Here is a 19,838-nt window from a genome sequence, read left to right as displayed (position 1 = left end):
CTTTCCCCTCTCATGCCTTCGTTTCAGCGAGTGCATCCCGTACCCAGGCGTTATTTTCATAAGATGTCCGGCGCAGTTCCAGTCGCTCCTTCGAACGTGGTCCTCCCCCTTGGATGATCGTCTTGAATTTCGTCCAGTCTGGTTGTGCATATTCCCATTGCCCGGTCTCTTCATCAAAACGTAACGTCGGATCCGGAATAACGAGTCCAAGAGAACGAATCCGTGGCACGTACTTCGTAAAGAAGTTTTGCCGGAGCTCTTCGTTCGTTTTCGTCCGAATCTTATAGGCGATCGTCACGTCCTGTTTTGATGTCCCGGTCGTCTCTTTCGAGGCTGGTCCAAAGAACATCAACAAGGATTCCCACCACTCGTCCAGTGATTCCTGAATCATCGCCCGCTGTTCCGGTGTTCCTTCTGCGAGTGCCATGATGATCGACTCTCCGTGTTGCGCGTGGAAGACTTCCTCTGCACAGATTCGTTGCAAGGCACGCGCGTACGGTCCGTACGAAGCACCGAGCATGTTCGTCTGCGTGATGATTGCCGCCCCATCGACGAGCCAACCGATCATCCCGGCATCAGCCCATGACCGTGTCGGCATGTGGAAGACGTTATGGAACTTCAATCGTCCGGTAAATAAATCGTCCATCAAATCCCCGCGTGTCTTGCCATATGGCTTCATCAAATCCTCGACGACACGAAGCAACAGTTGCCCGTGTCCCATCTCATCCTGGACCTTTGCCATGATGCCAAGCTTCCGGCGAAGCGATGGTGCTTTTGGAACCCATTCTTTTTCCGGAAGCGCACCCATGATTTCACTGATACCGTGCATCGAAATCAATTTGATTAGCGTATCCCGGTAAAAAGCAGGCATCCAGTCATCAGCTTCAATCTTTTCACCTTGCTCAATCCGTTCCTTGAAGCGTGCTAATTTTTCTTCTTCCGTCAGTTGTACGGGTTCGAACAGTTGTGTTGCATCATACATGCTAGTTCCTCCTTTGAATCAGACGAGTGATGTCGAGCGTCGATCAACGATCCGAACGGCTTTCCCTTCTGATCGTGGTAACCCTTGATGCGGGTGACAGACGAGATCAATGGAAATGAGACATTCCGATTTGATGGCGTCACATATCGAACGCATTTGTCGCTCCGAGATGTTTTCGAATTCGATATGTAGCTCAACGGCATCGAGTCCGGCTTTGCGCACAAGATGGATTTGATAATGCGGCGTCACGTCCGGCTGTTGGAGTAAGACGCGTTCAATTTCAGATGGGAAGACATTAACGCCTCGGATGATCAGCATGTCGTCCGTCCGACCTTTGACACGTGACATTCGTGTCGTCGTCCGACCACAGGCACACGCCTCATGCGTGATCGATGCTAAGTCACCCGTCCGGTAGCGAATTATTGGAAGCGCTTTCTTTTTTAAGCTTGTAAAAACGAGTTCCCCGACCATACCATCTGGTACCGGTTCCCCCGTAACGGGATCGACGACTTCCGTAATGAATAAGTCATCCATGATATGCAGACCTGCCTGCTCCTGACACTCCATCGCGACACCTGGTCCCATGATTTCACTGAGTCCATAAATATCGAATGCCTGTAGATTAAAGGTTTGTTCGAGTGTCTGACGCATCTCTTCCGACCATGGTTCAGCTCCGAAGATGCCGTAACGCATGCTTGTCTTTCGTGGGTCGATGCCTCGTTCGATCATGCGTTCTGCTAGTCGTAAGATATAAGAAGGTGTCCCACAGATGCCATCCGGTCGAAAATCCTCAATCAACGTGATTTGGCGATCCGTATTGCCGCCGGAAATCGGCAAGATCGTCATGCCTAGTTTTTCTGCCCCTGCGTGAAGCCCGAGTCCCCCTGTGAACAGTCCGTAGCCGTATGCATTGTGCAATAAGTCAGCTGACGAACCACCGGCTAAGACTAAGCTGCGCGCCACGGCACCTGCCCAGTCGTCTAAATCTTCTTGCGTGTACCCGACGACGGTCGGTTTACCGCTCGTTCCAGACGAGGCGTGAATCCGGGTGACCTGTTCCCGTTCGACGGCGAATAGCCCGAACGGATAATGATCGCGTAAATCTTGTTTGCGTGTGAAGGGAAACTTCCGTAAATCCTCGATCGTTTGAAAGTCATTTGCTGTCATCCGCAGTGTCTGCAGACGTTCTTGATAGAACGGGACGCGTGTGACGTGCGCCATCGTTTGACGTAATCGCTCCATCTGTAGCTGCTCCCGCATTTGCGCATCCATTGTTTCCTGATGTTGATCGTACATATCTGCACCTCCTCATCATGCATACAATAATTAAACGGTCGTTTGTTTTTAGTTATACGTTTAACGTACGATACGTTCACAATGTTGTCAATCTTGTTTTGTTAAATGCTCCCAAACGATTCTTACTTTATCACTTCAACGCACTTTGTCAGTAAATCAATTGGCTTATAAAGCTGATTTTCATAATTGAGAGTCTTTTTTTGGAAAATATTTCTGAAATGATTTGCTCATTTTGTAACGGGTTGATAAAATATCGTGTGACAAGTGTTATACTATTTTTGGTAAGACCACTTGATTGAATGAGGATTCGTTGTAGTGAAGGGGGATCACGATGAAACCAGGTTTAGCTGTCGGGGATACAGCAGAGATTCAAGCGGTCGTCTCGCAAGATATGTTTGCACGGTTCGAAGGTCAATTGGTTCATCCGGCATACTCCACCGTTTCGATGGTCTACCATATGGAATGGGCAGCACGTCAACTCATTCTGCCCTACTTAGAGGCAGACGAAGAAGGCGTCGGGGGTGCGGTTTCGTTGAAGCATCTCGGGATGGCAGCAGAAGGCGCACGATTAATCGTGACCGCTACAGTAACACGCCTCACGGCACGTCGTGTTGACGCCGACCTCGAAGTCCGGGATGGACACACGATCATCGGTACAGGGGAAGTCACACAATTCATTTTGGAAAAAAGCCGAATTCAAGAAAAATTACAAAATAATGTTTCAACAAAATGAAAGCGCTTACTTATATTTGATAGAGGAGGACTCTACTATGAACACGTTAAACCCATCTACGAATCCAACGCTCTCGATCATGGAAAAAATCGCGGGTCACGAACAAGTCGTCTTTTGCAACGATCCGGTATCAGGCTTACAAGCGATCATCGCCATTCACGATACGACGCTCGGTCCCGCTCTCGGTGGATGTCGTATGGCGCCTTACGCTTCTGTCGATGAAGCACTTGACGATGTCCTCCGCCTGTCGCGCGGCATGACGTATAAATGTGCTGCCGCTGACGTTGATTTCGGTGGTGGTAAAGCCGTCATCATCGGCAATCCAGCAACGGATAAATCACCGGAGCTTTTCCGTGCCTTTGGACGTTTCGTCGATTCGCTCGGTGGACGTTTTTACACCGGAACGGATATGGGCACGACGATGGATGATTTCGTTCACGCTAGTCGGGAGACATCACGCATCGTTGGCATTCCAGAAGCCTTTGGTGGTAGCGGGGATTCATCGATCCCGACGGCTGAAGGTGTCGTCTATGGACTTCGGGCGACGATCGAGACGTTATTCGGTTCAGACGATTTGAGTCGGGCGACTTACGCGATCCAAGGACTTGGCAAAGTCGGCTTCAAGGTCGCAGAGCAACTGTTACTCGCCGGTGCGACGATTTATGTTTCAGACGTCAATGAAGCCGCGCTCGCAGCAATCGTAACTCAAGCCGAAATGGCACCCGGGACAGTTCGCGTCGTCTCACCTCACGAAATTCATCTGACGGATGCTGATGTTTTCGTTCCATGTGCGTACGGTGGTGTCATTCACGCTCAAAACATCGCCCTCTTACCGTGCAAAGCCATCTGCGGTTCGGCGAACAATCAGCTTGCGGATGAACAGCTCGCTCACGTCTTGATGGACCGCGGCATCTTGTATGCACCGGACTATATCGTCAATGGTGGCGGATTGATCCAAGTCGCTGACGAACTGTACGGAGCAAATCACGAACGGGTCCTCCTGAAGACACGTCACATCTATGACGCAGTACTCGAAGTCTTCAAGGAGTCGCAAGCAGAGAACATCACGACGGTCGAAGCCGCGAACCGAATGTGTGAAAAACGGATGCAAATCCGAGCAAAACACAACAACATCTTTACGAATACGACAAAACCAAAATGGGATATCCGTAACCACTGAAGGAGGGGCTGACATGGAGCAACATTTTCCGATTCAACGCATCATCGATGAAGAAGGTCGTATCATCGACGCATCAAAAGAACACGATTTGACAAAAGAGCTCGCCCTCACCCTGTATGAACAGATGCAACGAATCCGGACGTTTGACCGAAAAGCGATCAACTTACAACGCCAAGGGCGCCTCGGCACTTATGCACCGTTCGAAGGACAAGAAGCAGCGCAAGTCGGTAGTGCACTGGCGTTGTCCGATCAGGACTGGTTATTCCCGACGTACCGAGATCACGGTGCGACGTTGACGTTCGGTGCCGACATGGTTCGGACCCTTCTTTACTGGAACGGTCGTGTCGAAGGTTGCGTGCCATCTGAGAAACACATCTTCCCTCCTGCCGTGCCGATTGCGACGCAAATTCCGCATGCTGTCGGCGCCGCATGGGCGGAAAAACGAAAAGGAACGACGAACGTCGCGGTCGCTTACTTTGGTGACGGGGCGACTTCTGAAGGCGACTTCCACGAAGGGATGAACTTCGCCAGTGTCTTCCAAGCACCGGTCATTCTGTTCAACCAAAACAATCAATTCGCGATCTCTGTTCCGATCGAAAAACAGATGCATTCCGAAACGATCGCCCAAAAAGCGATCGCCTACGGGATGCCGAGCGTCCGGATCGACGGGAACGATGCGTTTGCCGTCTATTTCACGATGCAAGCAGCCGTTGCGCGTGCCCGATCTGGCGGCGGACCAACATTGATCGAAGCCGTCACGTGGCGGTTTGGTGCCCACACGACAGCTGATGATCCAACGAAATACCGCGATCAAGCTCGTTCACGTGACCGGGTCGATCCACTTGATCGACTCGAACAGTTCTTAAAACACCAAGGCTACTTCGACGAAACATGGATGCAACAGCTACAGGAACGGCATCAGGCAGAAGTTGAAGCGGCAGTAACTGCGATGGAGCAATTCAAGGCGCCAGACGTCAATGACCTGTTCGACCATACGTACGCGACCTTACCGGTTGATGTCCAGCAACAAAAAGAAGCGTATCTGCTAGCAAGGGGGAAATGAGATGGCAACACCAATCAATCGTCAAACGGAGATGACACTCGTCCAAGCTGTCACAGATGCCTTACGAACGAAACTGACAGAGGATGAGACGACGCTCGTCCTTGGAGAAGATGTCGGAAAAAATGGTGGCGTTTTCCGGGCAACGGACGGCTTACAAGAAGAGTTCGGGGAAGACCGGATTGTTGATACACCGCTCAGTGAAGCTGGCATCGTCGGTACGTCGATCGGCCTTGCCATCAATGGCTTTAAACCGATCGTCGAGATTCAATTTCTCGGCTTCATCTACCCTGCCTATGAACAAATCATGACTCACGTCTCCCGTATTCGGATGCGGACGATGGGACGGTACAGTGTGCCGATGGTCATTCGTGCGCCTTATGGTGCCGGTATTCGGGCACCGGAAATTCACTCCGACAGTACAGAAGCACTCTTTACATCGATGCCTGGTCTTAAGGTCGTTTGTCCAGCGACACCATACGATGCAAAAGGATTATTGATTGCTGCGATTGAAGATCCAGATCCCGTTTTGTTCCTTGAGTCGATGCGCAGTTACCGTTCATTCAAGGAAGTCGTACCGAGCGAATCGTATACCGTTGAAATCGGAAAAGCGCGCTGCGTCAGCGAAGGGACGGACGTAACGTTGATCGCCTGGGGAGCAATGGTTCAAGTATCCCAAAAGGCAGCAACGGCTGCTCAGGAACGCGGAATTTCTTGCGAAGTCCTCGACTTACGGACGCTTTATCCACTTGACCGGGAAACGATTGCTGCTTCCGTTCAAAAGACGGGTCGTGCCGTCATCGTCCATGAAGCCGCAGCAATGGGTGGTCTCGGTAATGATCTCGTGACGTTGATTAATGATACGGCGTTCCTTTATTTACGGGCACCGATTGCCCGCGTGACCGGTTTTGATGTTCCGGTCCCGCTGTTCGCCCTCGAAGACCATTACATTCCGACGCCAGAACGTGTCCTTGCGACGATTCAGCGTACGGTCGAGTTTTAAGGAGCTGAATGCCATGATCGAAGTTAAATTACATGATGTCGGTGAAGGGATGACAGAAGGTGAGATCGCCCATTACCTCGTCCAAGTCGGAGACCATGTCACGACGGATCAACCGGTCGTTGAGGTCGCGACTGATAAGATGGTCGCCGAACTACCGGCTCCCGTTTCCGGAATCGTCAAGGAAATCATCATCCCGGTCGGTCAGACGGTGCAAGTCGGTACGACGTTGTTGCATATCGAAGCAAGCAACGCTTCTGATATGCCAGTCACTGTAGCACCTGAAGCGTCGCGCGTACCTGAATCAGTACCTGTCGCAGTCCCACCTGTTCAAGCATCTCCAACAAAACGTGTCCTTGCGACACCATATACGCGAAAAATCGCCCGTGATCACGGGATTGATATCGAAGCTGTAACGGCTTCCGATCCGTCAGGTCGAGTCTCGGAGGACGATGTGCTTCGCTTCGTCCAGGCTGCTACTGCTCCACAAGAGACAGCTGTACCAATCCTTGAAGAGGTTACGTACCAAGAGGCATCACCGGAAACGATTCCGTTCCGCGGCATTCGCAAGCAGATCGCGAAAAAGATGACCCAGTCGCTGTATACGATTCCACACGTCACCCACTTCGAGGAAGTTGACATGACACGTTTGCTCGCTTTACGTGCCGAATGGAAAGCCGCTGGACGAAACATCAACATCAATGCTTTCTTCATCAAAGCCTTGATCGTTGCCTTAAAAGAGTATCCTGTCTTTCATGCCAAACTCGATGAAGCGAATGAATGTATTCGATTAGAGCAGGATTTCCACTTTGGCATGGCAACAGAGACACCGGACGGGTTGATGGTTCCTGTCATCCGTCATGCCGATCAGCTCTCGCTGACGGAACTGCATGAACAATTGGTCGCCTTGCAACAACGTGCTCAAAACGGTGCCTTACGCGCAGCAGATTTAAAACCAAGTACATTCACGATGAGCAATGTGGGTCCGCTCGGCAGTACGGGAGCAACACCGATCATCAATTATCCGGAAACGGCACTGATTGCCTTCCATAAGACGAAAAAACGAGCCTGTGTCGATGAAGACGATCAAATCGTCGTCCGCTCGATGATGAATTTGTCGATGTCGTTTGATCATCGTGTCGCGGACGGGGCAACGGCTGTTGCCTTTACGAACCGCTTCGTGTCACTGATTGAACATCCGACTACCCTACTTTTGGAGTTGATCTAACATGGTTGTTGGCGAACTTACACAAGAACGGGATCTCCTGATCATCGGTGGAGGTCCCGCAGGTTACACGGCAGCGATCCGCGCAGCACAAGGCGGTCGAAACGTCACCTTGATCGAACAAGATGAACTCGGTGGACTGTGTTTAAACCGAGGCTGTATCCCGTCCAAGGTCTACGCGCATACGGCAGAAGAGATGTTACGCATGCCGCATCTTGAAGACCTTGGATTCACGGTCCCTGCTGTCCATGATTTCAGTAAAATGAATGCTTACCGGAATCGAGTCGTGCAGCAATTACGTCAGGGAGTGGTCGCCCTCTGTCAGGCGAACCAGATTGAGCATATCTCTGGTGCAGCCTCCTTCCTGTCAGAAGACCGGATCGGCGTCGAGTCGGGACATCAGTTCGATACGTACCGGTTCCGGGACGTCATCATTGCGACCGGCAGTCACAGTATCCAGCACGAGGAATCGTGCCGTTTGAATGCCGAGCAGCTTTATCAACTCGAGCAGCGACCAGAGAGCTTATTGATCATTGGATCCGACACGTTAGCACTCGAAGCTGCTGCTTGTTTCCATGCACTTGGGACAGAGGTGACGTTGTTCGCGGATCACTTATCACTCGAACCAAGCCTTGAAAAGGAACTGAAGCGGACATTCAAAAAACAAAAAAACCGTCTCGTATCGGATGTCGTGACACGTATCGAGGCTTCATCAGACGCGACCGTTACCGTCATGAAAAACGGAGAAGAAGTCGCCTATCAGGGTGCCTATCTGTTCCAGTCCCTTTCCCGGATCCCGAACAGTTTGACACTCGGTCTCGAACGGATCGGTGTGACGCTTGCAGAAGACGGAACGATTCCAGTTGACGCATATGGACGAACGAATCAAGCGCATATTTACGCGATTGGTGACGTGACACCGGGTCCCCAGCTCGCCATTCGTGCGATTCACGAAGCGAAACGGACGGCAGCTCACTTGTCTGGTCAAGACGTCGATCTGACGACACCTTACTACCCAACGGTTCTACGGACTTTCCCACCGATTGCTTCGGTTGGGATGACAGAACAAGAAGCGAGTGAAGCCGGACACACGCTCCAAACCGGACAGTTCCCACTGAATGCAAACGGAGCGACGACGATTGAAGGTGGCAGTGGGTTCGTTAAGGTCATCGCTGACGAGCAAACATCACTAATCCTTGGTATTCATATGATCGGGGACGATGCCCATCGTCTCGTCGGACAATTTACACAAGCACTGGAACTGGCAGCGAAACGGGAGGATCTTCTCTTCCCTGTCATGGCTCATCCGAGTCGAGGCGAAGCCCTGACGGAATCGATAGAATCCTTATTCGGTCAATCGATCCACCTGCCACCCCGTCAACAGGTCGGTTCGCGCGCGTAATCTAAAAGAGGTGCCTCTGCGTCAGAAGCACCTCTTTTGGATTCGTCACTTCATTTCGTGTAGAAAGGAAAACATGTCATGGAACTGTACTTCACTCGTTTGCACTGGAATACGCATACGTTTCCGGTCGCCGCTACAGCAGATGGTCTCTGTTATGTCGGCGCTTGGGATGAACCGGAGGATCTATTCGACGACTGGTCGCGAAAACACTTCCCCCGAGCCGATCGGATTGCTTCTGACACCGCGCTTGCTCCGTATACGGAGCAGCTACTCGCTTATCTGAATCAGCAGTCGACGACACTGTCCTTTCCGCTTGCGCCTGTCGGTACCCCGTTCCAGCTTGAAGTCTGGAATGCTTTACGCGCGGTACCGTACGGTCAAACCGCCACCTACTCTGATATCGCGGAACGTCTCTTTCGACCGAACGCGACTCGCGCGATTGGCACGGCAATCGGAAAAAATCGATTACTGCTCGCGATTCCGTGTCACCGGATCATTGGCAAAAAAGGCGATCTTCTCGGCTATCATGGCGGTCTGAATATGAAGCGGACGCTACTCGCGCTCGAGCAACGCCTCTGATTCTCGTCCCTCTTCGCTGAAAGATAGAGCAAAAAGAATCCCGAACGGATCGCGGACTTGCGCATACCAACCTCCAAAGTCTGCTACAGCAAGAGGTGTGACGATTTGACCGTCTGTCGTTAATCGCAGATACACTTGCTCGAGCTCTTCAAGCGACGTAAAAGTCAACAACAGATGGAGTGAAGGAGAGATCTCCGGTGCATCACTCTCGTCCCAGAGCATCAATTCGAACGCTCAGTTTGATAACTGTGCGTGATAGACGGTGTCTCCTGTTTCGTCCATTACGAGACGGCGACGTGTCATCGCAAATATGTTTTCGTAGTAAGCAATCGCCTGCTTGGCTTGTCCCGAAAAAACGAGACAAGGAGTAGCGGCATACTGCATGGAAATCCCTCCTTAAATTATGATTTAGTATCACCTTTCGCACTTTTCTTCCCGATCTCCTTCTATACACAAAAAGCCCCAATTTCCTATCCAACCGGACACGGAAAGCGGGGCTTCTTCGAATCAATCAAGATATTACACCAAAGCGATAAGCTGTTTTCCAGTGATACGCCTCACCGGGTGACAACAGGATTGATGGAAAATCAGATTCATGGACTGCATTCGGATGAACTTGCGTTTCAAGGCATAAGCCAAGCGATGGCCGAGCCGAAACCCCATGAACCGTATAATCGGTCAGCAGTTGCGTTCCGGTATAGAGCACGACTGCTGGCTGATTTGTTGTCACGTCGACGAAGCGACCGGATACCGGATCTTCAAGTCGGAGTGTGTCAGCCCGCAAGACGAATGGATGATCGTAGCCGTTTCCGACAGCAATCGTCTCGGGATGTTCCAGCGTAATCCCGTCACGAATCGACTGACCGTTACGGAAATCAAACGGGGTTCCGGAGACATCCCGTTGTTCGCCCGTCGGCAAGCCATCTGGCTGGACGGGTAAGTAGTAGTCACTTGGTAACGTCAAGACGTGATCCAACACATCCCGCTTCGCATTTCCCGATAAGTTGAAGTACGTATGATTCGTCAGATTGAGGGGTGTCGTTTGATCCGTTACAGCCGTCATCTCAAGCGTCAGTGTCGTATCGTCTAGGCGATAATACACGTCGAGCGTGACCGTTCCCGGATAACCTTCTTCTCCGTCTGGACTGTTCAAGCGCAAGTGGAACAATCTATCCGTCGCTTCAATGACATCGAACCACGCTTGATCGAATCCGTGAATCCCACCATGTAGATGATTCGCACCGTCGTTTGCGACGAGCGGATAGACGTCTCCCGCTACTTCGAAGCGCGCCTGTCCGATTCGACCAGCGACGCGTCCGACGATTGCCCCGAAGTAAGGCGAGTGCTGTTGATAATCTTCCACCGTCTCGAGGCCAAGGACAACACTCTCTAAATGACCATCCCGATCGATCGTCCGGATATCTTGGATGATGCCGCCGTAGTTCCAGAGTGTCACTTCGATGCCTTCCTGGCGTAACGTATGGCGGATCAACTCTTTCTCAAGTAGTCGTGTCATCGTTGTTCCTCCACCGGTTGGCGCGTCACGAGTTGAATGAATCGTCCGAACGCTGCCTGACCGTCTTCCGTCTGCTTAAAGACGCCACAGTCCTCGAGACCACGTACGAATTTCGCGGCGACTGCTTGTTCGACGTACATCGTGACATCTTGACCGTCATACGCTTGTTTTAGTTCCTCTGCCCAGTCAGCATGAGCAACTGCCACTTCGTCGATTTCACCTGTGATGAATCGTTCAACCTGTTGCAACTCTTGGAGCAAACGTGCCGGTAAGACTGCCAGTCCCATCACCTCGATCAAACCGATATTTTCCCGTTTGATGTGATGAATATCGGCATGTGTATGAAAAATACCGTCCGGATGTTCTGCTGACGTCCGGTTATTCCGCAAGACGAGATCGAGCTCGAATTGTCCGTCGCGTTGACGAGCGATCGGCGTCACGGTATTGTGTCGCGTCTCGCCTGTATGTGAACGGATCTCTTGACTCTCATCCGTGTACATCAACCATGTCTCATAGACGGTCGTCGCAGCATTGAGTAATGCCGACGCATCTTTACTCTTCAGACGCAACACACTCAGTGGCCAGTGTAATGTCTCCCCAGTGACTGTCGGCTGATCCGGGAACGTAAAGGATGTTAAAGCGTTTGCTTGGTCCATCGCAAACGTATAGCGTCCGCCCTGATAATGATCATGCGTCAGGATCGATCCACCGACGATCGGCAGGTCAGCGTTCGAACCAGCGAAGTAATGTGGAAACTGCTCAACGAAGGCAATCAGCCTTGCAAATGCATCCCGATTGATGACCATGTCACGATGTTCCTGCGACAGGATGATGCTATGTTCATTGTAGTAGACGTATGGTGAGTATTGCAGTGCCCACGATTCTTCCATCAGTGTCAGCGGAACAACCCGGTGATTCGCACGGGCCGGATGATTCGCACGACCCGCGTAGCCGACGTTTTCGACGCACAACAGACAGGTTGGATAGTTCGACGTCGTCGGTGCTTCCGTCCGAGCTGCTGCGATTTCACGCGGATCTTTTTCCGGCTTCGATAAGTTGATCGTGACATCGATCGTCCCGTAAGCCGTATCCGCTTGATAGCGTTTATTTTTAGCGATCCGCTTCGTTTGGATGTAGTTACTCGCTTGGCTCAGTTGATAGAAGTAATCTGTTGCCGCTACCGGTGATTCAGCGTACAGACGGCGGAATGCCGCCGTCACGTCAGATGGACGGGCAACGAAAATGTCCATCACATCTGCTGCGAACTGCTCTTTGTCTTCAAGACGCGCCGGCAACTGCCCACTTACGATCAACACTTCAATTATGTCGTCCAAAATATCGGGAATTGGGCGAGATGGTACGTCTGCCTGTTCTTCAAAATCGGCTTGACCGATTCGCGCTAGAATCCGGTTCCGGGCGTAGATCGCATCTTCCGGTTCAATCAAGCGTTCCTGGATCGCTTGCGCTACTAACTGTTGGATGAGTTCATTCATCGCCGTCACTCTCCTCATTCTGTCTCTCTATTAACGAACGCTCGTCCGGTACCCTTCTGGATTGTGCGCATGCCAATTCCAAGCATCACGGATGATCGTTTCGATGTCGGTACGTTGTGGTGTCCAGCCGAGAACTTCTTTTGCTTTGGCAGATCCGGCGATTAAGATACTCGGATCCCCTGCACGACGTTCAATGATCCGTTCTGGAATCGGATGTCCCGTCACGCGACGGGCTGCTTCAATGATTTCCCGAACGGAAAACCCTTGGCTTGAACCGAGGTTAAAGACCGTACTCTCGTTTCCATCAGCCAAATAATCAAGTGCTCGCATATGGGCGTCGATCAAGTCCTCGACATGGATGTAATCACGAATACAGGTACCGTCAGGCGTTGGATAATCATCGCCATAGATCGAAATTTCTGACCGTTGTCGGTTGGCAACTTCGAGGACGAGCGGGATCAGATGGGTTTCCGGCGTATGATCTTCCCCGATTTCTCCTGTTACGCGCGCACCGGCAACGTTGAAGTAACGTAATGCGACATAACGTAAGCCATATGCTTGTTCAGACCATCGCATCATCTTCTCCATCATCAACTTCGTCTCACCATAGGCATTCGTCGGACGCGTTTCCGCTGTTTCGAGAATCGGCATCTGCTCCTGTTCACCGTATGTGGCTGCCGTCGAAGAAAAGACGATCTGTTTAATGTCATGGGCAATCATCGCTTCGAGCAACACTTGTGTCCCGTAAACGTTGTTATCAAAGTAGCGTAATGGTTCTGTCATCGACTCGCCAACGAGTGAAAAAGCAGCGAAATGGATGACCTGCTCAATCGTCTCTTCCGTAAAGACGCGATCGAGAAAAGCACAATCGCGTATGTCTCCTTCATATAGACGTGCTTGCGGGTGAACCGCTTCACGGTGACCGGACTGCAGATGATCGATGACGACGACATCCTTTCCGGCATCAATCAATTGATAGACAGCATGGGAGCCGATATAACCAGCTCCACCTACGACTAAAGTTGCCATTTAGATGACCTCCCGTTCGATTTCACGTGCTCCGTCACCGACCGTCGCTGTATAGAACGTCGCTGGGTAACCGATCCTTGCTTCATATTGTTCGCCGACAGCTTGTTTGAACGCGTCGACTGCCTCGTCTTCAACAATCGCAATCGCACAGCCACCAAAACCAGCACCTGTCATCCGTGCGCCGAGCACACCCGGTTGCTCCCAAGCGGCTTCAACGAGTGTATCGAGTTCAATCCCTGTCACTTCATAATCTTCCCGTAACGAGACGTGTGAAGCATTCATCAACTGACCGAACGTCTTCAGTTCTCCCGCTTCGAGTGCCGCTAGTGCTTGAAGTGTTCGTTCATTTTCTGAAATCGCGTGTCGGGCACGACGCATCAAGATTTTGTCTTCCCATGCGACTTTCGTGAATTCTGACGTCGTCCATTGTCCAAGCGTTTCCCGTGATGTGAACTGATTGAGATAAGCGAGTGCTGCCTCACATTCCGCCCGGCGTTCATTATATTTCGAATCTGCCAGTTCACGGCGTTTGTTCGTATTCATGATGATGATCGTATATCCCGTCAAATCGAGTGGGGCATACGTATAGTCGAGCGTCTCACAATCGAGCAACAATCCCGCTCCCGCTCTCCCCATACCGATCGCAAATTGATCCATGATACCACTATTGACGCCGATATAACGGTTTTCGACCTGTTGACCAAACCGAACGAGATCAAGACGTGGAATGTCTAATCCATACAATCGATCGAGCAAGACTCCGATGACAAGTTCAAGTGAAGCGGATGACGAAAGACCGGCTCCGTTCGGGATGTCACCTTGAATCAAGATGTCGCATCCTGTATTGATCTGGTATCCTGCTTCCTGTAGGACTGAAATCATACCCTTCGCATAGTTCGTCCAACCGTGCGTCGCGTCATACGCCAGTTCTTCGAGTGCGACTTCGATGATGCCGTCCTGCTCAAAATTCAGCGAGTAGAAGCGGAAACGTTGATCGTCTCGTTTTCGCGCAATCGCGTGTGTACCGAACGTTAACGCGCACGGAAAGACGTGACCGCCATTGTAATCCGTATGCTCACCGATTAAATTGATTCGACCTGGGGCAAAAAAGCGATGCGTCGACGGTGAGCCAAACCGCTGTTCAAATTGTGCTTCTAACGTCTGGTTTGTCATACGATCGTCTTACCGTCTTTCGTTTTCGTTTGTTGCTCGTCTTCGCCACCACAAGCGGCGAGGAATGCGGATAATGTTAGGACTGATGCTGCAGCAACGAGTTTTGTTTTTTTGAATTTCATGTAAGAGCTCCCCTTTTATGTGTAAGTAGTCAAGCGTATCGTCTAGCGTGTTCCCCTTCGATTAGTGCTTGTCGGCACCATTCTTCGATCACCTTCGCCTGAATCGGCATTCCCTGTAGCTGAATCAATACACGGGCGATCAATCGAAGACGGTATGCCAGCGTATCGACGTCCGGTCGGACGAAGAGATATAACTCTCCACCGAGCGTCAAACAACCGGCAGAGCGCATGTGTTGCATGAGTGCGCGTAATTCAATGTATCCGCTCTCATTTTTTCGAATGTGTAGCTCGGATGAACGGATCGTCAGGACCCCTTGTACCGATGACATCCGGAATTGAAACACACCGTCACGTCGTGGTCGGACGAGCACGATATCCTGCTCGTCTGTCGGGACATCGCCTGGACCCTGTTCTGTCATCTGTTGCGTTGACCGATGAAAATAAAAACCGCGGATTGCTCCGTAACGCCCGAAAGCTTCACGGTACGAAACCCATGGATCGTGTGGTTCCATTGCGCGATGCCTCCCTTTCCTGCTTCAGCTTGATTAGCCCCTGCTAACCTGCATCCACCTCCACTTAGTTGACCACGAACTTAGTAAATTAAATTTATTATCTAACTTTATATCGACTATAGCACATCGGTTTTTAACTTGTAAACGGTTTCAAAAAAATTATTTTTTGAATAACAAGGGGCTGACTCAAAAGTCAGTCTCTACAAAGATAAGGGTGGCAGAATGATGATCTGCCACCCTTATCTTTTAACAAAAAGAATGACGCGTTTCGCGCCACTCCTACAGGAAAAAGCGCATTATGCGCTGTCAGAGACAAACAAGACCCGCTTTCCTGCTTGAATGAAGCAGGAAAACTGGCTTGTGTCTCGCCTGAGGAAAGGGCGTGAAAAGACGCGTCATTCTTTTTTTTGAGTCAGCCCCCATTAAATCGTTTGAAATAAACTATTTGTCGCAAGGGCAGCCGCACTGAGTGCTCCTTGTTTTTCACCCCACGGGACCATCTTGACATCGGTTTCACGTGAAGCAGCGGTCAACGCCGTGTGCTCGACCCGTTCCTTGATTTGATCAACGATCGTGGGTGCGAGCTCAAACATCGGTCCCCCAAGTAAAATCCGGCGTGGATTCAGGAGATGAATCGTATTCAAGACACCGATTCCGATATATTCCCCCGCCCGTTCATATGTACGAACTGCTTGTTCATCGCGTTCGTTTAACCGTTTGCGCAAATCAGCAATCGTCATGACTTGCGGATCCATGACAGCATAATCCCGTAACAATGCTTTTTCGCCTGCTAATGCTTCTAGGCATCCTCTGTTCCCACACGAACAAATCGGTCCATCGAGATCAAGACGCATATGTCCGACCTCTCCCGTAATATGATGTTGTCCGTCGACAAGCTGTCCATCGAGCACATAAGCACCCCCGATGCCTTCCCCGGCATAGAGATAAAAGAATTGTTCGACCCCAACACCTTCACCGAATAATAGCTCAAACGAAGCGAGTGCTCGAACATCGTTTTCGATGAAGACAGAATAGTCAAAGCGTGCTTCAAGTTGTACCTTCAACTCAACGTCATGCAGGTGGAAACGTGGTGCAAACAAGATGACACCTGTCTCCGGATTGACCATCCCGTGGACGGAGATCCCGATACCGTGAATCGTTCCCCGTCCTTGTGTCTGTGCAATCAAGGTCTCGCATAATCGACCAATCGCTTCAATCAATTCTTCATTCGTCTCAAAACGTCCCACGGCTTCGGACTCATGAATCGTATTACCACTTAAATCCGCGACGACTCCGATGAATTGGTGACTCGTCGCATCGATGCCGATGACGTATTGCTCTGTTGCGACGAGTTCGAGCATGATCGGTTTTCGTCCCCCATTTGATATCCCAAGCTCTCGCTCCGTCACGAGTTGTTCTGCAATCAATTCACTGACGATGTTCGATACCGTCGGCTTCGTTAAGTTCGTCCGTTGTGCTAACTCAACCCGCGAAATCGGTTGATGCATCCGAATCAGTCGCAAGACGAGTGCCCGATTATAGGAACGCATCCATTTAGAATTACGCGGTGTTTCTTTCGCCATGTCCCCATCAACCCCTTTGGTCTGTCTCTTTACTATCTTCGCATATTTTGTAAGGGATTTCACGGTCTCACTTAAAAACCGTTCATCTGCTGAACGGTTTTTGTGCACTTTCATGCTTCGTCATATGGTTGTTCTAAAATCAGGACGCGTGAACCGTCCGGATTCTCGGTCAGTTCGATCTCAACGATTGCCTGACCGACGAGCAAAACGATTGGTAGAGAGGGATCATTCTCGCGAAAGAAACCGATTTTTCCATGGTGTGCGTCCATATAGTCCGCATATAAAAACGTTCCATTGACGTGCAACTCATCCTTCATTCGATTGAACGACAAGCGCGGGACACCATACCAGGCTTCCCCGTTCAAATAAAGCAAGGGACGCTCGCCGACCGATTCATTCGTCGCCCGCCGGACCTCGATTGCTCCCGTCGTATCGTAATACAATCGATCTTGACCACGTGTCGCGATAACGATCGGATGGTTCTGATACAAGACGACTTCTAAAATTTCATCCGCTTGTTCGACGAAATAACCAGTCTCATCCGACTGGGCAAAACTAATCGTATACAACTGCATCCAGGAAACGATATCCGTCACTTGAACCGGTTTATGAAAAAGCGCAGAAACAAGTAGTGTTTCTTCCGGGGTGACAAACAGATTGACGGAGATATCCGCTAAGCGGATCGTCCGGATTTGTGTCGAAGGATACGTATGGTCATAACTCGGTACAAGCATCGCTTCATAGTGATCATCCTTTTCGACCAATTCAATCGATGGCATGCGTCGATCAAAATCCGCAATTTGAATTCGTTTCATCCGACATCTCCTCTCACTTTCACTAACAGTCTCACGCAAGTCATTACCCAATATCTGGTTTTCGTGCACTCCCCTGAATTCAAAAAATCGGAACGCATGCGTTCCGATCATTGTACGTACAGATCATATAGTAGATATAGAATGCCTCCCACGATAACCAAAAATGAAAAGATGCCCGCTTTTCCAAAAAAGACGCGATCGATGGTTTCATCCCGTTCGAATTTTGGCTTTGTCATATAGTACCGCTCCCTTTAACAAGCTCGTAGTACTTTTTTATTTCAACGTCCTCCATTTTATCCCTTGTTACGATCTGTCATTTCAATCCATTTGCAAAATAGATCAATGTTTCGGTTTCGTCTTCCGTCAACGATCGTCCTGTCTCTTCTGCATATAAGATCCGCATATCCTTCAGTCGTCCTCCGGTCGCTTCCGTTACACGAATGGCTCGACGCAACATGTTGACCTCTTCTTCAAATTCAGACTTCGGCATCGCTTCTCCATGCGACCAGACATAATAATCGACTTCTAAACGATCGATTGCCGCTAATAAGCGCTTCGTCCGTTCGACCGTATAATTCCACTTCGATGAAAAGATATCCGCATACATCGCGTCTCCTAAGAACACGACGCGTTCTTCCGGAATGTAGACGAGTAGGCTACCAGGAGAATGATCATTTTCGACTTCAATCAGTTGGCACTGCACGCCACCTAAGTCAATTTCCAATTGTCCAGTAAAGCCAATCGTCGGTAAGACGACTTCAATATCGCGTGTCGTACCAAACTCGAGCTTGATCGCATCCGCACAAAACGGAATCTCGATCCCTTGATCCATTCGTTCTTGTAACGCTGCATCCGTCCAAGCGTATGGTTGCATCTCTTTCATGCGGGTGATTGTTTGCTGTGTTGCCATCGATGGCAGACGGAGATGTTTCATTCCAAAAATATGATCCCAGTGCCAGTGGGTCAATGCCAATAAGTCAGGTGATCCAAGATTGTGTTTTTTCATTTCTTCTAAAAACAAAGCGGCATGGGCTGACGAGTTTCCTGCGTCAATCATCAATTGATGCTTCTCCCCACGCACGACGGCGAGAATCGGGCGATCCGTCTCGCTGACCGGTGTCTGATACCAAATCCGTGAAGTCAGTCGTTTGAAGTGTTGCATGTTCTACCTCCTTATACTCTGCTCTTAGTATACGTCATGAAAAAACCGGATTCATCTAGTGAACTGAGCCCTACAGTTTGGACAGTTTAATAAAAGCACCCTTAACGTTTTAAGCTGCTATGAGATGGCTTCGGTATTGTACCGGAGTCATCTTTTGTAGTTTCCATTGTCTTCGTTCGCTATTGTAATAATCAATGTAAGCATCGACCATGGCACAGACCTCATCGAGGTCAGATGCTAATTTATAATCGACATAATCTTTCAAGTGCCCAAAGAACGATTCCATCGGGGCATTATCCAGGCAGTTTCCTCTACGAGACATGGATTGAAGCATTCCCATCTCACGGATGCGTGTTTGATAAGCAGGATGCGTATAATGGAATCCTTGATCGGAATGTATCATGGCTTCCGGGTGTATATTCCCTTGAAGGCGTTCTGCGAGTTTATTCGTTGTATGAAGGACGAGTTCCATATGGAGGCTTGTAGATACATGATGTGCCATAATTTCACGTGTAGCGATATCCTTCACACAAGAGAGATAAACAGTTTGACCAGATCCAATACGGAGATAAGTGATGTCTGTGACGAATACCTTACCAGGCTCCTGCTGATCGAATCGACGGTTCAAGTGATTTGGTACAGTCTTATGTTCATATGTCGCTTTAGCGATTTTACGGTAAGCGTTCTGTCTACGGATTTTTGTCACGATTCCAAACTTCCTCATGATACGCAAAATACGTTTATGATTCATCGGTCCCCCGATAAGATCAAGCATCTCCATGTAAAGACCACGATAGCCGATTTTTCCCTTATGACGATCATGAACACGTTTCAGAAGAAGGTAGTCCGCATAGTCGCGTTCTTCCCGAAGGGACATACTATCTGTGCGTGCGAGCCAGGCGTAATAACCGCTGCGGCTCACTTCAGCGAGCATACATAGATCCGTCACGAACCGACTCGACGATTGTTTTCGTAA

21 protein-coding genes are annotated in these 19,838 nt (G+C 50.0%); 7 read left to right on the top strand and 14 right to left on the bottom strand.

Going from position 1 to position 19,838, the window contains the following annotated elements; translation table 11 throughout:
- Positions 1-10: 10 nt before the first annotated feature.
- Both paaA and KNQ15_RS09185 read right to left on the bottom strand, forming a co-directional pair.
- Positions 11-982, bottom strand: a complete 972-nt coding sequence (gene paaA, locus KNQ15_RS09190; RefSeq protein WP_029343359.1) for a 1,2-phenylacetyl-CoA epoxidase subunit PaaA — start codon at positions 980-982, stop codon at positions 11-13.
- An 18-nt stretch (positions 983-1,000) separates the two neighbouring features.
- Positions 1,001-2,278, bottom strand: coding sequence for a phenylacetate--CoA ligase family protein (locus KNQ15_RS09185; protein ID WP_069940263.1), 1,278 nt, complete (start codon positions 2,276-2,278; stop codon positions 1,001-1,003).
- A 331-nt stretch (positions 2,279-2,609) separates the two neighbouring features.
- Between KNQ15_RS09185 and KNQ15_RS09180 the strand changes: the two genes are divergently transcribed.
- The 7 genes from KNQ15_RS09180 to KNQ15_RS09150 all read left to right on the top strand — a co-directional run bounded on the left by KNQ15_RS09180 (position 2,610) and on the right by KNQ15_RS09150 (position 9,457).
- Entirely contained in the window at positions 2,610-3,011 is a 402-nt protein-coding gene (locus tag KNQ15_RS09180) for a thioesterase family protein (RefSeq protein WP_214728978.1), read from the top strand.
- Positions 3,012-3,048: 37 nt separating this feature from the next.
- The gene (locus tag KNQ15_RS09175; RefSeq protein ID WP_214728976.1) at positions 3,049-4,191 is read left to right on the top strand and encodes a Glu/Leu/Phe/Val family dehydrogenase; all 1,143 of its coding nucleotides are present in this window, start codon (positions 3,049-3,051) and stop codon (positions 4,189-4,191) included.
- Between the two features lie 13 nt (positions 4,192-4,204).
- A complete protein-coding gene (pdhA, locus tag KNQ15_RS09170; protein WP_214728974.1) occupies positions 4,205-5,254 on the top strand; it encodes a pyruvate dehydrogenase (acetyl-transferring) E1 component subunit alpha in 1,050 nt (349 codons plus the stop codon).
- Between the two features lies 1 nt (position 5,255).
- Positions 5,256-6,254, top strand: a complete 999-nt coding sequence (locus KNQ15_RS09165) for an alpha-ketoacid dehydrogenase subunit beta (RefSeq protein ID WP_047391573.1) — start codon at positions 5,256-5,258, stop codon at positions 6,252-6,254.
- 13 nt (positions 6,255-6,267) lie between these two features.
- Positions 6,268-7,479 (top strand): dihydrolipoamide acetyltransferase family protein, encoded by a 1,212-nt coding sequence (locus tag KNQ15_RS09160; RefSeq protein WP_197499336.1) that lies wholly within the window; start codon positions 6,268-6,270, stop codon positions 7,477-7,479.
- Between the two features lies 1 nt (position 7,480).
- Positions 7,481-8,878, top strand: coding sequence for a dihydrolipoyl dehydrogenase family protein (locus tag KNQ15_RS09155; protein ID WP_214728972.1), 1,398 nt, complete (start codon positions 7,481-7,483; stop codon positions 8,876-8,878).
- A 78-nt stretch (positions 8,879-8,956) separates the two neighbouring features.
- A complete protein-coding gene (locus tag KNQ15_RS09150; RefSeq protein WP_029343351.1) occupies positions 8,957-9,457 on the top strand; it encodes a methylated-DNA--[protein]-cysteine S-methyltransferase in 501 nt (166 codons plus the stop codon).
- On the opposite strand, the gene KNQ15_RS09145 is transcribed toward KNQ15_RS09150, so the two are convergent.
- The 12 genes from KNQ15_RS09145 to KNQ15_RS09090 form a co-directional block, all read right to left on the bottom strand.
- On the bottom strand, positions 9,431-9,679 hold the full coding sequence (locus tag KNQ15_RS09145) for a VOC family protein (protein ID WP_353048908.1): 249 nt from the start codon (positions 9,677-9,679) through the stop codon (positions 9,431-9,433). The two genes, KNQ15_RS09150 and KNQ15_RS09145, sit on opposite strands and share 27 nt — an antisense overlap.
- 12 nt (positions 9,680-9,691) lie before the next feature.
- Positions 9,692-9,841, bottom strand: a complete 150-nt coding sequence (locus KNQ15_RS09140) for a VOC family protein (protein ID WP_214728968.1) — start codon at positions 9,839-9,841, stop codon at positions 9,692-9,694.
- Positions 9,842-9,968: 127 nt separating this feature from the next.
- Entirely contained in the window at positions 9,969-10,973 is a 1,005-nt protein-coding gene (locus tag KNQ15_RS09135; protein ID WP_069940259.1) for an aldose epimerase family protein, read from the bottom strand.
- Entirely contained in the window at positions 10,970-12,466 is a 1,497-nt protein-coding gene (locus tag KNQ15_RS09130) for a UDP-glucose--hexose-1-phosphate uridylyltransferase (RefSeq protein WP_214728966.1), read from the bottom strand. The genes KNQ15_RS09135 and KNQ15_RS09130 overlap by 4 nt, the downstream gene beginning before the upstream one ends.
- Positions 12,467-12,496: 30 nt before the next feature.
- On the bottom strand, positions 12,497-13,495 hold the full coding sequence (gene galE, locus KNQ15_RS09125; RefSeq protein WP_214728964.1) for a UDP-glucose 4-epimerase GalE: 999 nt from the start codon (positions 13,493-13,495) through the stop codon (positions 12,497-12,499).
- Positions 13,496-14,668: a galactokinase gene (locus tag KNQ15_RS09120; protein ID WP_214728962.1), complete on the bottom strand. Its 1,173-nt coding sequence runs from the start codon at positions 14,666-14,668 to the stop codon at positions 13,496-13,498. It abuts the gene before it with no gap.
- Positions 14,665-14,790: a YgdI/YgdR family lipoprotein gene (locus KNQ15_RS09115; protein ID WP_251137651.1), complete on the bottom strand. Its 126-nt coding sequence runs from the start codon at positions 14,788-14,790 to the stop codon at positions 14,665-14,667. The genes KNQ15_RS09120 and KNQ15_RS09115 overlap by 4 nt, the downstream gene beginning before the upstream one ends.
- Positions 14,791-14,819: 29 nt before the next feature.
- Positions 14,820-15,302, bottom strand: a complete 483-nt coding sequence (locus KNQ15_RS09110; protein ID WP_214728960.1) for a hypothetical protein — start codon at positions 15,300-15,302, stop codon at positions 14,820-14,822.
- A 422-nt stretch (positions 15,303-15,724) separates the two neighbouring features.
- The gene (locus tag KNQ15_RS09105) at positions 15,725-16,885 is read right to left on the bottom strand and encodes an ROK family transcriptional regulator (protein WP_214728958.1); all 1,161 of its coding nucleotides are present in this window, start codon (positions 16,883-16,885) and stop codon (positions 15,725-15,727) included.
- Positions 16,886-16,995: 110 nt separating this feature from the next.
- A complete protein-coding gene (locus KNQ15_RS09100; protein WP_214728956.1) occupies positions 16,996-17,700 on the bottom strand; it encodes a hypothetical protein in 705 nt (234 codons plus the stop codon).
- Positions 17,701-18,013: 313 nt separating this feature from the next.
- On the bottom strand, positions 18,014-18,862 hold the full coding sequence (locus tag KNQ15_RS09095) for an MBL fold metallo-hydrolase (protein WP_214728954.1): 849 nt from the start codon (positions 18,860-18,862) through the stop codon (positions 18,014-18,016).
- 109 nt (positions 18,863-18,971) lie between these two features.
- Positions 18,972-19,838 (bottom strand): IS3 family transposase (locus KNQ15_RS09090; RefSeq protein ID WP_214728951.1); only part of this gene is annotated, 867 nt, incomplete at its 5' end.

It is taken from the genome of Exiguobacterium sp. s168 (assembly GCF_018619035.1).
Lineage (GTDB): Bacteria > Bacillota > Bacilli > Exiguobacteriales > Exiguobacteriaceae > Exiguobacterium_A > Exiguobacterium_A acetylicum.
The sequence above is the reverse complement of the archived record's forward strand: the minus strand, read 5'-3'. Positions and strand labels throughout refer to the sequence as shown.

Excerpts from the sequence above, each read along its gene's own strand:
- paaA (WP_029343359.1), bottom strand. The coding sequence starts at position 982 with ATGTATGATGCAACACAACTGTTCGAACCCGTACAACTGACGGAAGAA.
- KNQ15_RS09095 (WP_214728954.1), bottom strand. The coding sequence starts at position 18,862 with ATGCAACACTTCAAACGACTGACTTCACGGATTTGGTATCAGACACCG.
- KNQ15_RS09130 (WP_214728966.1), bottom strand. The coding sequence starts at position 12,466 with ATGAATGAACTCATCCAACAGTTAGTAGCGCAAGCGATCCAGGAACGC.
- KNQ15_RS09135 (WP_069940259.1), bottom strand. The coding sequence starts at position 10,973 with ATGACACGACTACTTGAGAAAGAGTTGATCCGCCATACGTTACGCCAG.
- KNQ15_RS09100 (WP_214728956.1), bottom strand. The coding sequence starts at position 17,700 with ATGAAACGAATTCAAATTGCGGATTTTGATCGACGCATGCCATCGATT.
- KNQ15_RS09115 (WP_251137651.1), bottom strand. The coding sequence starts at position 14,790 with ATGAAATTCAAAAAAACAAAACTCGTTGCTGCAGCATCAGTCCTAACA.
- KNQ15_RS09150 (WP_029343351.1), top strand. The coding sequence starts at position 8,957 with ATGGAACTGTACTTCACTCGTTTGCACTGGAATACGCATACGTTTCCG.
- KNQ15_RS09110 (WP_214728960.1), bottom strand. The coding sequence starts at position 15,302 with ATGGAACCACACGATCCATGGGTTTCGTACCGTGAAGCTTTCGGGCGT.
- galE (WP_214728964.1), bottom strand. The coding sequence starts at position 13,495 with ATGGCAACTTTAGTCGTAGGTGGAGCTGGTTATATCGGCTCCCATGCT.
- KNQ15_RS09185 (WP_069940263.1), bottom strand. The coding sequence starts at position 2,278 with ATGTACGATCAACATCAGGAAACAATGGATGCGCAAATGCGGGAGCAG.
- pdhA (WP_214728974.1), top strand. The coding sequence starts at position 4,205 with ATGGAGCAACATTTTCCGATTCAACGCATCATCGATGAAGAAGGTCGT.
- KNQ15_RS09145 (WP_353048908.1), bottom strand. The coding sequence starts at position 9,679 with ATGCTCTGGGACGAGAGTGATGCACCGGAGATCTCTCCTTCACTCCAT.
- KNQ15_RS09105 (WP_214728958.1), bottom strand. The coding sequence starts at position 16,885 with ATGGCGAAAGAAACACCGCGTAATTCTAAATGGATGCGTTCCTATAAT.
- KNQ15_RS09155 (WP_214728972.1), top strand. The coding sequence starts at position 7,481 with ATGGTTGTTGGCGAACTTACACAAGAACGGGATCTCCTGATCATCGGT.
- KNQ15_RS09120 (WP_214728962.1), bottom strand. The coding sequence starts at position 14,668 with ATGACAAACCAGACGTTAGAAGCACAATTTGAACAGCGGTTTGGCTCA.
- KNQ15_RS09160 (WP_197499336.1), top strand. The coding sequence starts at position 6,268 with ATGATCGAAGTTAAATTACATGATGTCGGTGAAGGGATGACAGAAGGT.
- KNQ15_RS09165 (WP_047391573.1), top strand. The coding sequence starts at position 5,256 with ATGGCAACACCAATCAATCGTCAAACGGAGATGACACTCGTCCAAGCT.
- KNQ15_RS09140 (WP_214728968.1), bottom strand. The coding sequence starts at position 9,841 with ATGCAGTATGCCGCTACTCCTTGTCTCGTTTTTTCGGGACAAGCCAAG.
- KNQ15_RS09175 (WP_214728976.1), top strand. The coding sequence starts at position 3,049 with ATGAACACGTTAAACCCATCTACGAATCCAACGCTCTCGATCATGGAA.
- KNQ15_RS09180 (WP_214728978.1), top strand. The coding sequence starts at position 2,610 with ATGAAACCAGGTTTAGCTGTCGGGGATACAGCAGAGATTCAAGCGGTC.